Origin of the sequence: Treponema bryantii NK4A124, from assembly GCF_000421345.1 — a bacterium.
Classification (GTDB): Bacteria; Spirochaetota; Spirochaetia; order Treponematales; family Treponemataceae; genus Treponema_D; species Treponema_D bryantii_B.
Map to the genome: position 1 here is coordinate 243899 of NZ_ATWV01000004.1, position 13761 is coordinate 257659.

Genomic DNA, 13761 nt, shown 5'->3' on the forward strand with positions numbered 1-13761 from the left:
TCTCTCCGATTGGGTATGCCGTTCACGGCGAATGCAGCGAACGGCAGTGTTTTTTTTACATTCCCAGTTTTTCTTTATTTGCCTGCATCAGCTTAGACTGAGCTGCAATTACCTTGTCGATGCCCTTGTCTTTCTTGTACTTGTTGTAGTCGCGTACAATCTGATCAAACTCAGCTTCTGTTTTCGCACGAATCAACTGTGGAAGGACCTTACCCCAGCGGCGCTGGATGTCTTCATAAATCAGCTGCTCTTCTGAACCAACAGGAAGTGTAAGTCCGTCGTATGCTGCAAATGATTTTACATAAGGACGTGTCCAGAGCTGTGGCTGTCCAAGTGAAGGAGCATATTCTGTTCCCCACTGTGCCTGCCATGCTGTATCCATAAGCATCCAGTATGTATACATAATTCCTACATCAGTTTCCTGTTTGTTCTTGTCTGTTGAATCAAGCTTCTTCATTTCTGGAGTAAGTTCAGGAATACCGTTCTTCATTGTGTATGTTTTGCCTTCGATACCGAAGTTTGTATCCATCTGTCCTTCATCTGAGATGAGGTAAGAAAGGAACTGAATTGCACGAGCCTTGTCTTTACAGTTCTTAGAAATCAGAGTAACTGTCCAGCCTGCAATTCCGCCTCCTGCGAGAGTTGGGTCATCACCGCGGCTGTTCTTTGGACCGTCTACTGCAATGTAAACTGAGTTTGGATCACGAGCATAAAGTGCGTGCTGAGCAGCCTGCATATCCCAGTTCTGATAGAGCATACAGAAGTAACGTCCCTGTGCTGCTTTCTCTTCAATCTGGCTTCTCTTGTCTACGAACATATCAGTTGGAATCAAGCCTTCTGAATGAGCCTGGCGGAGTGTCTTCATCCAGCGGATATACTCAGGATCATCAGTAAGGCCGAGGTCTGCATTTACAAACTTGCCGTCCTTCTCTGGAGGAATTGCGAGGAAGTGAGCAAGATAGCCCTGAAGCTGTGAACAACCTGTATCACCAAATTCATTTGTTGTGAAAGGAATAAGTGGCTGGCCGTTTACTGTAGGGAACTTAGCCTTTGCAGCGCGGAGTGCCTTTAAGAATCCTTCTGGAGTTGACATATTTGGCTTACCGATAGCTTCCCACATATCTTTGCGAACGAGGAAAGTTTCGTTTGAAGTTAATTTACCTTTGTAGTTAGCATAGTCTGTTGGTGTATAAGATGCGTTTGGATATCCGTATACGTGACCGTCTTCCTGGCGGTACCAGCCGAGTTTATCCGGATTAGCAACCTTGAAGAAATATGGGTCGTATTTTTTTGCAAGTTCATCGAGAGGTTCAACGAGACCTGCATCAATCATCATTGGAACCTGACCTTCCCACCATCCGATTGTAATTAAATCTGGAAGTGCGTCGCCTGCAATCATTGAGTTTAATTTTTCAGATTCATTTCCAGCAGGAACGATGAAGTTGATGTCTACACCAGTTTTGTCTGTGATGTACTTTGAAACCATAGAATCGCCCCAGTGACGAGCGAACCAGCTGAAGTTGATGTACCAGTCTAACTTAATAGGCTTGTCTGTGTTGAGAGTCCAGCCTGCTGTTTTAGCAGTTCCCGGTACAGTTCCTTTTGATTTTGTTTGTTTTTTTGGCTTTGCATATGTTGAAGAAAGAATTACTGCAAGAACCATTGCAAATGCGATGAGTTTAGTTTTTCTCATACCATACTCCTAATATAAAATTTGATTGAGCCTGTTAGCCCAGACTCTCTTTATTTCAGTCTGAAGTATAGTAGTGATGGATTTATAACGAAAGTCTGAAAAATTTCATATAAGGGGTATTTTTTTCGGTTGAAGAGGAAAATACAATCTACTAACTAACGTTAGTTTGTTAAAATTAGATAAATTTGGGGAAAATTTAGGTAAATTCCACTATATATGGGGTCCATTCGGGGTGATTTAAGATGTCGGCAACTTTTTTGCAGCGTTTTTTACAAAGCTCAAAAATGCCGTTTTCGTCCTTTTGAACAAGAATTGTGCGGCGGTGGCCGGCGTCTTTTGCGTTGAGTTGACAGACTGCTTCGAAGGTTGTTCCGCTGCCAGCGAAGAAATCGAGGATAAGGGCGTCGGAAGGCTGGCAGGTAATTTCGATTAAATGTTTGATAAGACTAACAGGCTTTGGGTTATCGAAGGCGTGTGGACTGCCCAGAAGCTCGTCCAGGTGGTGCTGGGCGGCACGGGTTGTTTCGAGCGGTTCTATGATGTTGCGGGGAATAACTTCTGACTGCTGGTCGTTGAAGATTTTTACACGTGGAACCTTGTCGTAAGCGGGTGCCTGGCCCCAGAAGATGCGATTGTCGGCAATAAGCTCCTTCATATGAGCTTCGTCTGTCTGCCACTGGCGGGTCCAGACCTTGCCGCTCGGAGAAGTTATTGTGTAATAATTTTTATGATTTGGATTTGAGCGCTTTTCTGTAAAAGATATACTGCCCGAAAACCAGTTTCCGCGCGGGTCATTGTCGGCATTCGTGGTGGCCCAGTCTGTACTTTGTACTTCGCGGAAGGCTTTCAGATTTTTTTTATCGCGGGCGTAACAGAGGGTGTGCTGCTGGAGGGTGCGTGACCAGGTGTCTTTTTTACCTTTACCGTGCAGCCACATAAAGTCGTTTACAAAGTTTTCTTCACCGAAAATCTGGTCGCAAAGGAGCTTAAGTGTGTAAAGCTCGCTCTGGTCTATTGCTATGAAGATGCAGCCGGTTGGCTTGAGCAGGGGGCGGGCCGCTGAGAGGCGGCGCTGCATAAAACTGAGCCACTGGCTGTGGCGGTCTGTGGCGCCATGGGCGTCGCGGGCGGTAAAGTTATCGTTATAGGTAAAGTCGTTGCCGGTGTTGTAGGGCGGGTCGATGTAAATGATATCAACAGCCTCTGTTAAATCCGGACAGTCTTTAAAAGCTCGAGAATCTGCCCTGCCTGCGGAAAGAAGCTTAAGAACAGGATAGTTATCCCCCTTTATTAAAAGGTGTTCAAAATCTTTTGGGAACCGGGGCTCAAATGCAGCGGCATTAAAAAAATCCGGCGAATCGGCGGGCTCCGGGTAGTCTGTCCAGGAAAGTTGTAAAGGCATGCGTTAATTATATGATTTCAAAGATTGTCGGGTCAAGCCCGACAATGACAGCTCGATAATGACAGTCCCACAATGACAGCCCGACAATGACAAGTCAGCCGAAAATCACTGGACCTGAATATCAATAATGCAGAAAAACTAAACTTTTGAAAAAAAGACCATATATTATTCTGTACTAAGGAGACATAAATGGCCAACGTAAACACAAAAGAAAAATCAATTTTACAGATTATTATAGACCTTTCAGAAAAACTCCAGGGCTGTAAGCTGGAAGAAGAGTTTCTTAAAGAAGAAAAAGAAAATCTTGAACATCTCGCTAATTATCTTAATGTTGACGAAACCTCTGCTGTTTTCTTTACAGTAATTTTTTATCTTCAAATGCAGGAGTCTTCTGCCTCCTCTCTTGCGGAAATTGCAGATTTTCTTGAAATCCCTCATATCAGCATATTGATTTATAGTCAGAATTTCAGTCTGCTTCAGAAAAAATTCCTGATTGAACAGAAAAAATCAGACTCACGTCTTGCACGCAGAAATGACAGAAATTCAGGCTACGAAGTTACAGAACCGGTTGTAGAAAGCATTGTCGAAGGCACTCCAATTATTCAGATTGAAGAAAGCAAAGATACCACCGACAAAATCTTTATGAATTTCTTCAATCTCTTTAAGAACTGTTTAAGAAACTCCTGTGTTGATGAAGATTTTTACAGAACCATCGCAACTTATGAACGAAAGTATGACCAGGATGAAATTATGGTCAATATCAAAAAGGAATTTCCGGAAGATCAGGAATCACGCATTATTCTTTATCTGCTCAGTTCTCTTTGTATCTGCGGAAAAAATCTTATGGATGAAGATTCTGACTTTTTCTCGGATATTATCGGAATGTTTGTAAAATATACCCGTGCAAAACGATTAAGAGAGAAGACTGATGTTCTTTATGAAAAAAATCTTATAAAAACATCTTTTGAACAGATTTCTAATGATTACAGACGCCGTGACTGCTATGCAAGTATTTTAAAATTAAGTTATGAAGGAGTGAAGAAGCTCTTTGGAAGTCAGGCAGAAAAATATGCAGAAGAAGAAGATCAAAAATCTAATCTGGAAATTACAATTGATGCTCTCCATGAATTTGCAATGACCTACGAAAAGCGGATGTCGCATCTTTTAAAAAAGCGTGAACTGTCTTCGCTGGAAGAAAAGTTTGCAGAGCTGCCTTTCTTTAAGAAAATTCTGAAAACTAAGCTTGAGGCTCAGGACAGATTTTTTCTTTATGACTGTACAAAGGACTTTCTTGATGGTAATGAATCCTGTCTCTGTTCTACTCTAAGTGACTTATATGCAAAAACTAATGCATACTTTACAAATCTTCGTAAAATGCTAGATGAAAAAGATGCTTTAAGCACCAACGGCTTTATCGAAATTGAAAAAAATGACGTTGTAGAAAGAACAACAGTTACACTCAGCGACCGTACTATTGAATTGATTTACGGCAAGAATGCGGATTTGTATAAAAAGAAGCCGATTTGCAACAAGAATATTCTTGAGCCGGAAAAGCTGAAAGAAAAGCAGCTTTTTTACTCTGAAAAGGTACAGAAGCAGATTGATATGCTGGAGGAAAGCCTTTCGCAGAAAAATCTTGTTGCCATGCAGAAGCGTCTTGAAAAAAAGGGTCTTTCAAAAGGCGTTGCTGTGCTTCTTTATGGCGCACCAGGAACCGGAAAGACTGAAACGGTTTATCAGCTTGCAAAAAAGACAAACAGAAAAATTCTTCATGTTGATATTTCTGAATCAAAATCAATGTGGTTTGGAGAGAGCGAAAAAATCGTAAAGAAGATTTTTACTAATTACAGAAAGCTCTGCCAGGATTCGGAACGTCACCTCGAAAACACACCGATTCTTTTGTTCAACGAAGCTGATGCACTGATTTCTAAACGCAAGGATGTTACCCAGGGAAACTGTGCACAGACAGAAAATGCCATTCAGAATATTCTTCTGGAAGAAATGGAAAAACTGGATGGAATTATTTTTGCAACAACTAACCTCTGCAACAATATGGACAAGGCCTTTGAACGACGCTTCCTTTTTAAGGTTGAATACGAAAAACCAAGTCTTGAAGCCCGCAAAAAAATCTGGGGAAGCAAGCTGCCTGAGCTTTGCGATTCTGACCTTGAGAAACTCGCTGACCGCTTTGATTTTTCCGGTGGCGAAATTGACAATATTGTGCGAAAATGTGAAATGACAGAAATCATAAAAGGGACACTTCCTTCTTATGACGAAATCGCTGAACTCTGCGAAAACGAGCGGCTGGACAAAGAAGAAAACGAGTGCCGTGTAGGCTTCTGTTTTTCATAACAAAACGCAAGGAGCAGGCTCGTGAAAAAGACAGCAAGCAAAGTTATAAACAATGATAAAGATTCCAATAACACTGTTTTAAAATTCAGAAAGCAGCTTGAAGCAGCATGTGAAAAATCATTTGGAATAATAGAAGAGTTTTTTGATACCGGCTACATGGTCTTTCTAGCCAAGCTACTTGTCTACCTGCCGGACCAGCGTCGAGAAGAAGCGCTCGCAAAGCTGCCGGAAGCAATTCGTCAAAACGTGAAAAGCTTATTCGATGCAGACAGTGAAAAAACTAATATTGAGCCAGGTGTTTTAAGTGCGGCAGGAACAGTTCTTAAGCGTTCAGGATTTTATGCAAAAGCTTGTGCAGCTGAAGTAATGAACAATTCGATATTGCCATGCAAACAGACAAAAGAAGAACTTGTAGACTTTTATACAATAAATCCTATTCTTGCAATGAATGTAGATTATTATGCAACAGATTTATCTATTCTCTTATTTCTTGATGACAGGGCAATTCAAAAATGGCTGCGCGAAGTAGACCAGATGGATCTGGCAATAGCACTTAAAGGCCTTGATAACGAAATACGAGAAAAGGTATTCCAGAACATGAGCTACCATGCCGCTACCCTGCTTCGTGAAGACATGGAGTTTGTTGGGGAGGTAATAAATCAGGCTGATATTATAGAAACACAAAAGGAGCTTATTGAAATACTGGAAAGCCTGGAAGAAAAAGGCGAAATCTATATTTCAAGGGACTCTTTTTCAGATATTGGTAGCCGTTTTATTAATTAGTTTATCAGAGGTTTTAGATTTTATGATTGATCCTAAGCTCGAAAAAAAATATTTCTATCGTCAGTTTGGAACAGCAGATTTTGTTTCCAGCAAAACAGAAAAGCAGATTATTCCAATACGTCTCAAAAATAATTATATTCCGGACACAATTGTTTTTAATAATGAAAAAAGAATCTGGGAAAAATCAGAAGAAATGCCTTCCTCAACTGAAAGCCAGATTCCGGAAGAGTTTGTAGAATTTCCATATAATCCTGTAAAACCTTATTTTGTGGGAAATTCTATTTTTGATAAAAATAGGAATATAGATTTTGAAGATTTATCTCCTTGTGAAATGAAAGATTATTATGACTGGAAAAGAGAACAGAGCCGATATTTTATAAATTCAAAATATTATAAAGACAACAACAAAATCAGTAAGGATTATATCGCCGCAGAAATAATTACAGATATAGAGAAACTGACACTAACGCTGTCCTTCATAAAGTTTAAGCGCAAAGAATTGACAGACTGGAAAGCCCAGTGGAACAATCCAGAAAAAAGTTTTGTCACCTTCCCCTGTTATTCCGACGCCCTGCCTCCACCTTCAGAAACAAGCCGTGAAACTTTTTTTTATGATATGAAAAATGGCATCTTCTCTGAGAACTTTATAAATCCAGAAGATACTTATTATAAGTATTACAGTGATAATCCCTCTTTTGCGAGACATTGCAATCTTATGAACATACTGAGAGACCTTGAACTGTCGGCTTATCCTACAGCTGTACTAAAAGAGGCTTATCAGGAGCTTTGCAGACTGGCAAAAATTTACACAGGACTTGAAACTACACCTACAGTCAGCGATATGTCCCTGGACAATAAAACTCCTCGTTATCTCACAGAAATGTATTATCTCACAATGCTTCCCTGCGAACCTAAACTTTTCGTAGTTCTTAAAAACAAGGAATTTGATTCCTTAAATATCCGCTTTAAATATGAACGAACAGACACAGAGGTTCTCAATAAATTTCTGCGGAAGAATCATATAAATGGTTACAGAGTTCTACGAAAAGTATATTCTGAAGCCCCTCTTATCCTGTTTACCTATATAAGGCTTCACGCTGCAGGTTTTAGAGATGTAAATCTTTACAACAAGGTTATTCAAGATTCTAAAAACTACAATTTTATAAATGATTTACCACGAGAGGCCTTTATTTTCTTTTCAAGATATTGCATTAAACGTCGCGGAGAAATTGCAGCTCTGAACCTGTTGTTAAAGCTGATTGATCAGGAAAAACTTGATGACAATGATTTTACTTTCCTAGACAGGAATGATGCTTTTACTATGTTTCATAAATATTTCCGTCATATACCAAAGCAACTAAAGAAAGATATTCTTAAAGACGGCTTTACTCAATTTAATCATGATGCACTTTCAAATTTGAGTTATCGGCTGACAAGTAAAAAAATCACCTTTAAATATTCAGAAGAAGAGAGAAAACTTGAAGATGATATTGACGGATATTCCTTCCGCCTGCCACGAAACTCTAATCAACTCTGCGAAATCGGAACCAGTCTTCACAATTGTGTTGCCTCTTATGCCGACCAGATTTCAAAGAAGGTATGCACGATTATTTATGTCACAAAAAATGATAAGTATAAAATCTGCATTGAAGTTCGGGGAAAAGAAATTTTCCAGGAACGTGTAGACAGAAATGACTGTCCTGATGAAGAAGAAGAAAGGATTCTTCAGAAATGGCATGAAGGTCATGCTCTCACACAGCATAATTATTCATAGTAAACGGGACTAAAAGACAAGATGAATCGCTACTGGGGATATGACATTATAAAAAACTCTTTTGTGCCGCACCAGGATGAATCGCTTTCTGTTTTCCCTACCATTATAAACCTGAAGCAGAAAACGGTTTTCTGCCGCCAGCACAAGAGGTGGGAAAAGATTGCCGCCTTCCAACAGAATGTGCTGAAGACCGCCTGCGGAAAACTTTACACCGGCCCTTTTACTCAAGACGACACAGTTTTTAATTATAATTATGCCGTAAGCAAAAAAGAGGGCAACTGGTATATCAAGGTTAATTCACAGACGGTCTCAACAAAAAACAGACGCCTGCTGGAAAACATTTACGAAGTAAACACTAAAAGAAAGCGCCTTTTCAAAAACGGAACACCGATTTTCGAGCGCGAAGATCTGACCGGAGTTCTCTGCAAGGAAATCACTTCTGAAATCTTAAGCGACATGGGAGCGGCCTACAAGGAAGAGTTTGGAATCTGCCCTACGGTTGCCTCAAAGCTCGGGGGCTTAAGTGTTATTCTGGGCTATATGCTCAGCCCCTTCAACATCAACTTTTACCGCATTGCCCAGCACTGGGGCTTGAATCCTTACGACCCGGATTTTGCGGCTCTTTCTTCGGGCAACACTCCGACAGCAGAAAACGAAATGTTTGACAGCATGGACATTAAGCCGACAAAAACTCTTCGCAAGCTTTATCAGAAATTTCCTCAGAGCGTAATCTGCTATGCGGCCGCTCAGGATATGGGCTTTACCGATGTAAATCTTCTTCAAAAGTCCCCTGCTCCATCTTTTTACGCTTTTCTAAAATACTTTATGATTTCTTTTGCAGGCGGCCAGATTACTTACTTTATCCGGGAACCGCTCAAGCAATTTGTACGCGACATGCTTGCCCTTTCAAATCAAAAAACCGTGTGGAATTCTATTGAGCGCACCGTGGGCTTTTTTGCAGATCAAACAGTCTCGCCAATAATCATTACTGATGCAATCAATATGTATTCTGTTTGTGCTCCTCATCTCACCGACCAGGAAAAAAAGGAAGTAATGCGTGAGGGCTTTAATCAATATACTCATGACTTTTTTCTCCGGCGACAGGAGCAGCTGAACCTTGAAGGATTAAGTTCAAGCCACAAGGTTGAGGCAAATGTTCCTTTTACCATCGAGCCTGAATTTATGGCTCTGGAGTATAAGGCCGGTCGTCAGTTCCGGGAAAATCCGGTTACCAAAGAGCTGGAAGAAGTGCCCGATAAAGAACGCTTCTGTTTTTATGTAGCAAAGGATAGTTATACCCTCAAACAAATTGGAAGCGCAATGAGCAACTGCGTTGGCTGGGGTTACAAGAATGCGGTGCTGGAAAGGCGGGCAACTATTGTCTATGCAATGTTCCAGAACAAATACCGCATCTGCATAGAGGTAACTCCGGACTTTTCAATAAGGCAGGCACTGGGCCCTCATAACACTCAGCTTTGTGATGACGCTCTTCAAGCCTTTTTCGAATGGTGCGACAAAAAAGATATCAAAAGAACTCACGCCTTCGGCCAGATACACGTTGCACCTCACGGGTAAAATCTATTTTATTGCTTCTAATGTAAGCATAACCTTATTAGACTTGCTTTTTATCTTTCCATTCTTTACAGGATAAGCTTCGGAAAGAGATTCCAGTTCTTTTACCTGCTGTGGTTCTGAATCACAGAAAGCAGCAGGATCTATATATTCTATAGTTGAAGGAAGCTTTACTGACTCTAGCGCAGGGCAAGGGTTAAAAGCAAATTTATCAATTTTCTTTACACCTTCATTCAATACAATTTTTTTGAGTGATCCACAGTACGAGAAGTTACTTCCGTCAACTGATTCAAGGGTGCCTGGAATTTCTATTGATTCCAGAGACTCGCAAAATCTAAAAACCTGATATTTCATACTCGTAAGATTCTTTGGAAGTGTAATATTCTGAAGCTTCCTGCAATAAATGAAAGCTTCATTACCTATTTTCTCTACAGAATCAGGAATATTGATTGACTTTAGTTTAAGACATCCGGCAAAAGAACAAGCTCCTATTACAGTAATTTTTTCTGGTAGTCTAACAGTCTCAAGTGCATTGCAGTGTTCAAAAAGCCTGGCCTTCAATTCTGTAATAGCTTTAGGAATTTCAATTGACTTAAGATTTTCGTTTCCACTGAAAACTTCATAATCAAGTTCTTTAAGATTTTCAGGAAGTTTGATTTCCTTAAAACCACAACGGGCAAGAGAAAGCTGTTTTATTACAGTAACACCCTCCGGGATGGTTAGTTCTTTTAAGGATTCACAATTGTTAAACAAAGAATATTCGAGACTCTTAATTCCAGACGGAAGATTTATTTTCTTCAAACTGGAACAACCATCAAAAGCAAATCGACCTATCTTTTTTACACATTCAGGAATTTCAACTGTTTCAAGATTCTTAAATCCCTGGAAAGCGCTTTCCCCTATTTCTGTAATTCCTTCTGGAATAACAACTTGCTTTTGATTTGGCCGCATAAACTTTACAAGCACATTATTTTCAATTAAGAACTCAGGATCTTCTGCTTCTCCATCCTGACACTTAACAGAGGATGCTTTTACATCTGAATTAAGAAGATATTCCTTGCCTTCCACCTTTTCCCAATCTTCTTTAGAACCGGCAAAATTGATTTCAGATAAAAGCTGACATTCACTAAAGGCGCCTTCCTGAATGACTTTCAATGATTTTGGAAGGGTTATTTTTTTTAATTTTAAGCAAAATTTGAAGGTATCGTATTCTATTGTTGAGATTCCTTCTGGAATAACAATTTCTTCCAGAGCACGACAATTGTCGAATACATAAGCTTCGAGTATTTCAAGTTCTTTTGGAAGTGTAACTTTTTGCAGGCTCCTGCAATATGCAAAGGCACCGCGTCTGATAGCTTTTACACTGTCTGGAACTACAACGCTTAAAAGAGAAGCACAGCCACTAGCGCATTTTCCAGCAAAAGCTTCTCTGGCAATTTCTGTAACTCCATCTGGAATTTCAATATCAACTGCATTTTTTGAATTTGCACATTTTTCAAGAATATTATTTTTGATTGTAAGAACTTTCTTTTCGTTAGCCATTTTACACCTCTGAATTTATTATAAATGTGAAATTTGGTTTTATCAAAGAATTTTTTTGCCATTCTAAAAACTTAATGTATAATCAAACATAAGGTGAAGTTATGAGTAGTATAAAAGAACACATTGAGTTAATTAAACACATTCCTGTTGAAAAACAGATCTCATTAATCAAAAGGAAAAACTGGCTGAAAGATGACGAGCATTTACACGATAGATTTCAAGACATCAATAATCAAGAGAAAATATTAAAACACCTGAAAAGCATTTTTTCTAAAAATGATGAAATCTTAATTTCTAGAAGTGATATCTTTGATGAACAAAATCTAGAGAAAAAAATATTAAAAACATTAATGTGGGGCTATCCTTCAGGCGGACAGGGGTCTCTCTCAAAAAATATTTTTTGTAATCTCTCTATAATAAAAGAAAAATTAAATAAATACAAAAACAAGAACATTCCAGAAGGCTCTGAAGATCAAGATACAAACTTTAAGGAGCTCCTTGTCATTTCTGGACTTGGTTTTTCAACCCTTTCAAAAATACTGTATTTCTTCCAGGTTACAATTAATGATAATCCTTGTTTGATTTATGACAGACAGGTTCTTTTATCGTTAAATAAAAACACTATTGATGAATTTGATATAGGACATTCATGGAAACAAAACTATGATGATTATTGTAGTTATCTGGAAAAAGTTAATGATCTTTCCAAGGAACACAATGTTACCAACGCACAAATCGAATTCTTCCTTTTTTATACAAATCTACATTTTAAGTTAGATTGATTGTTTGAAATTACTGTTTTTTTACTTTACGTTTCAAAAAAATAGCCTATATTAATAATACATTCACTTTTTATAGGCTTACTAAACATTTAATTTCTCATTTTTTCAGGCATATAAAATGCCGGGGAGTCACTATGTCTACACAAAATCTTTCTAAGCTTGAGCTCGCTGCAGAGGAAATTGATCAGGGAATCAATTTCGAAAAAAATCTGGCTTACCTCAATGAAGAGGGTGAAAAAGGCAATATCTTTGCACTTAAAACTTTGGGATTTCTTTACAGTCTGGGGCTTTATGACTCGCAGGATGAATCTAAAAAGCTCCTTATCGACAACATGTCTGAAGAAAGCGAAAAAAAAGCCCGCGAATATTTTACAAAGGCCGCAGAACTTGGTAGTGTTCACGCAAAAATCTGGCTTGCGATGGGAGAATGTATAAGAGTTGCTTTGGACGATAAAAGTAACTCTGAAGCCGGCGAAAATTTTCCGACTGCCCAGGATTTTCTCAACGCAGAAAAGCTTGCCCTACACGCAATAGAAGAAAGCAAAAAGGAAAGCTGTGACTGTACTCAAAATGCCGTTGCAATGATGTGCCATTGGCTTGCACAGGTTTACGACTCAAAAAATCCATCAAACCCGATTTACGATGAAGAAAAAGTAAAATATTGGGAAGAAGAATATGAAAAAAAATTGAAAAATTTTAATAATTTTTCGCAATTTTGAGAGTTAAGTTAAATATATTATTAACACCCTTAATTAATTATTTTCACCAAAAATAAACATTCTCATTTAATCGACATTCAACATGTCAGGAGGTTTCTATGTCTATGTCTAAATATCCACACTTCAACATTCTTTCCCGCGAGGAAGAATATGAACTTGCAGTTCAGGCTGCAAATGGAAATGCAAAAGCACGTAATCTTCTCGTTCTTTCAAACATTCCTTATGCAATTAAATATTCAAGAAGCTTTAAGGGTTACAATTTTGATGACGAGGATTTAGTTCAGATTGGACTTATTGGTCTGATTGAAGCCGTAGATAAGTTTGATTTTGAAAAAGGCTTTCGCATTATAACCTACGCAAAAAACTGGATTCGTAAAGAGATTATGGATGCAGCCGGTAAGTCTCTCAAAAATCCGGCCTGCCCTATCAACCGCAAAAATGATCCTGATTTTGATGAAGAAGCATTTCTTTCTTCTCTCTGTGATAATTCAAAAAATTCCGTTGAAGAAGAATGCATAAATAATGAAATGATTGGAAACATGAAAAAAGCGCTGACAAGCCTGTCGTCAAAAGAGGCTGATATTCTCACACGTCACTACGGTCTGAATTACAAAGAACCGCAGGCTTTCAGCGAGATTGCTGAAAGTTATGGACTGTCAAAAGCTCGTATTCATCAACTTGAACAGGCAGCTCTTTCAACGTTAAAAAATGAGTTGGATGGTTTGCATGATTTTTATGATTTATGCGCCTAATAGATGAAAACACAAAGAAAAAAAAGGAGGAACGAATATGTCTAACGGAAATGAAGAAATACCATCATTCAAAGAAATAATAATTCCAATGCAGTGTATATCATTCAGCATAGCTTTTCTCTTAATAGATGCAGAATTACCGGAAGATTTTGACAAAAGCTTTCTTTATAAAGTTATGGATCTTGTACATGCCTGTATTTCAGAACCTTCAGGAATATATAAAATGCTCGATAATGCAAAGCTGCTAAAAGAAGAAATCTCAGATTATCCTGTAAAAGAGAGCTGTAAAGAGTTTTTCTTTTCTACTCTTCAAACCTTTGATGAGATTCTTTAGAAGGGTCTTTGTAGCGAAACTAAAAAATTGCACATATAAATAAAATCAATTATAAT

At 38.7% G+C, this 13761-nt stretch carries 11 protein-coding genes; 8 read left to right on the plus strand and 3 right to left on the minus strand.

Annotated features, from left to right (window positions below):
• Positions 1-55 precede the first annotated feature (55 nt).
• Positions 56-1693 (minus strand): extracellular solute-binding protein, encoded by a 1638-nt coding sequence (locus G626_RS0105740; protein WP_022931837.1) that lies wholly within the window; start codon positions 1691-1693, stop codon positions 56-58.
• Positions 1694-1889: 196 nt separating this feature from the next.
• Positions 1890-3095 (minus strand): site-specific DNA-methyltransferase, encoded by a 1206-nt coding sequence (locus G626_RS15545; RefSeq protein ID WP_022931838.1) that lies wholly within the window; start codon positions 3093-3095, stop codon positions 1890-1892.
• A gap of 189 nt (positions 3096-3284) precedes the next feature.
• Between G626_RS15545 and G626_RS17310 the strand changes: the two genes are divergently transcribed.
• Genes G626_RS17310 through G626_RS0105765 form a run of 4 tightly spaced genes read left to right on the plus strand, consistent with a single transcriptional unit; the run spans position 3285 to position 9579 of the window.
• Positions 3285-5447 carry an ATP-binding protein gene (locus tag G626_RS17310; RefSeq protein WP_022931839.1) on the plus strand — a complete coding sequence of 721 codons (2163 nt, stop codon included), beginning with the start codon at positions 3285-3287 and terminating at the stop codon, positions 5445-5447.
• Positions 5448-5468: 21 nt separating this feature from the next.
• A complete protein-coding gene (locus G626_RS17315) occupies positions 5469-6230 on the plus strand; it encodes a FliG C-terminal domain-containing protein (protein ID WP_022931840.1) in 762 nt (253 codons plus the stop codon).
• A 22-nt stretch (positions 6231-6252) separates the two neighbouring features.
• Positions 6253-8004 carry a PcfJ domain-containing protein gene (locus tag G626_RS0105760; RefSeq protein WP_022931841.1) on the plus strand — a complete coding sequence of 584 codons (1752 nt, stop codon included), beginning with the start codon at positions 6253-6255 and terminating at the stop codon, positions 8002-8004.
• Between the two features lie 21 nt (positions 8005-8025).
• Entirely contained in the window at positions 8026-9579 is a 1554-nt protein-coding gene (locus G626_RS0105765; protein ID WP_022931842.1) for a PcfJ domain-containing protein, read from the plus strand.
• Between the two features lie 3 nt (positions 9580-9582).
• Here G626_RS0105765 and G626_RS0105770 read toward each other — a convergent pair whose 3' ends face one another.
• Positions 9583-11118, minus strand: a complete 1536-nt coding sequence (locus tag G626_RS0105770; protein ID WP_022931843.1) for a leucine-rich repeat domain-containing protein — start codon at positions 11116-11118, stop codon at positions 9583-9585.
• Between the two features lie 101 nt (positions 11119-11219).
• On the opposite strand from G626_RS0105770, the gene G626_RS0105775 reads away from it, so the two are divergent.
• The 4 genes from G626_RS0105775 to G626_RS0105790 all read left to right on the plus strand — a co-directional run bounded on the left by G626_RS0105775 (position 11220) and on the right by G626_RS0105790 (position 13705).
• Positions 11220-11900, plus strand: a complete 681-nt coding sequence (locus G626_RS0105775) for an 8-oxoguanine DNA glycosylase OGG fold protein (RefSeq protein ID WP_022931844.1) — start codon at positions 11220-11222, stop codon at positions 11898-11900.
• Positions 11901-12034: 134 nt separating this feature from the next.
• Positions 12035-12619, plus strand: coding sequence for an SEL1-like repeat protein (locus G626_RS0105780; protein ID WP_022931845.1), 585 nt, complete (start codon positions 12035-12037; stop codon positions 12617-12619).
• A 98-nt stretch (positions 12620-12717) separates the two neighbouring features.
• Complete coding sequence (locus G626_RS17320) at positions 12718-13371, plus strand: sigma-70 family RNA polymerase sigma factor (protein WP_022931846.1); 654 nt, start codon at positions 12718-12720, stop codon at positions 13369-13371.
• Positions 13372-13408: 37 nt separating this feature from the next.
• On the plus strand, positions 13409-13705 hold the full coding sequence (locus G626_RS0105790; protein ID WP_022931847.1) for a hypothetical protein: 297 nt from the start codon (positions 13409-13411) through the stop codon (positions 13703-13705).
• The last annotated feature ends 56 nt before the right edge of the window (positions 13706-13761 follow it).

What these genes read in the sequence shown, in the direction of transcription:
- G626_RS0105740 (WP_022931837.1), bottom strand. Translation starts at nt 1,693, where the DNA reads ATGAGAAAAACTAAACTCATCGCATTTGCAATGGTTCTTGCAGTAATT.
- G626_RS15545 (WP_022931838.1), bottom strand. Translation starts at nt 3,095, where the DNA reads ATGCCTTTACAACTTTCCTGGACAGACTACCCGGAGCCCGCCGATTCG.
- G626_RS17310 (WP_022931839.1), top strand. Translation starts at nt 3,285, where the DNA reads ATGGCCAACGTAAACACAAAAGAAAAATCAATTTTACAGATTATTATA.
- G626_RS0105760 (WP_022931841.1), top strand. Translation starts at nt 6,253, where the DNA reads ATGATTGATCCTAAGCTCGAAAAAAAATATTTCTATCGTCAGTTTGGA.
- G626_RS0105765 (WP_022931842.1), top strand. Translation starts at nt 8,026, where the DNA reads ATGAATCGCTACTGGGGATATGACATTATAAAAAACTCTTTTGTGCCG.
- G626_RS0105770 (WP_022931843.1), bottom strand. Translation starts at nt 11,118, where the DNA reads ATGGCTAACGAAAAGAAAGTTCTTACAATCAAAAATAATATTCTTGAA.
- G626_RS0105775 (WP_022931844.1), top strand. Translation starts at nt 11,220, where the DNA reads ATGAGTAGTATAAAAGAACACATTGAGTTAATTAAACACATTCCTGTT.
- G626_RS0105780 (WP_022931845.1), top strand. Translation starts at nt 12,035, where the DNA reads ATGTCTACACAAAATCTTTCTAAGCTTGAGCTCGCTGCAGAGGAAATT.
- G626_RS17320 (WP_022931846.1), top strand. Translation starts at nt 12,718, where the DNA reads ATGTCTATGTCTAAATATCCACACTTCAACATTCTTTCCCGCGAGGAA.
- G626_RS0105790 (WP_022931847.1), top strand. Translation starts at nt 13,409, where the DNA reads ATGTCTAACGGAAATGAAGAAATACCATCATTCAAAGAAATAATAATT.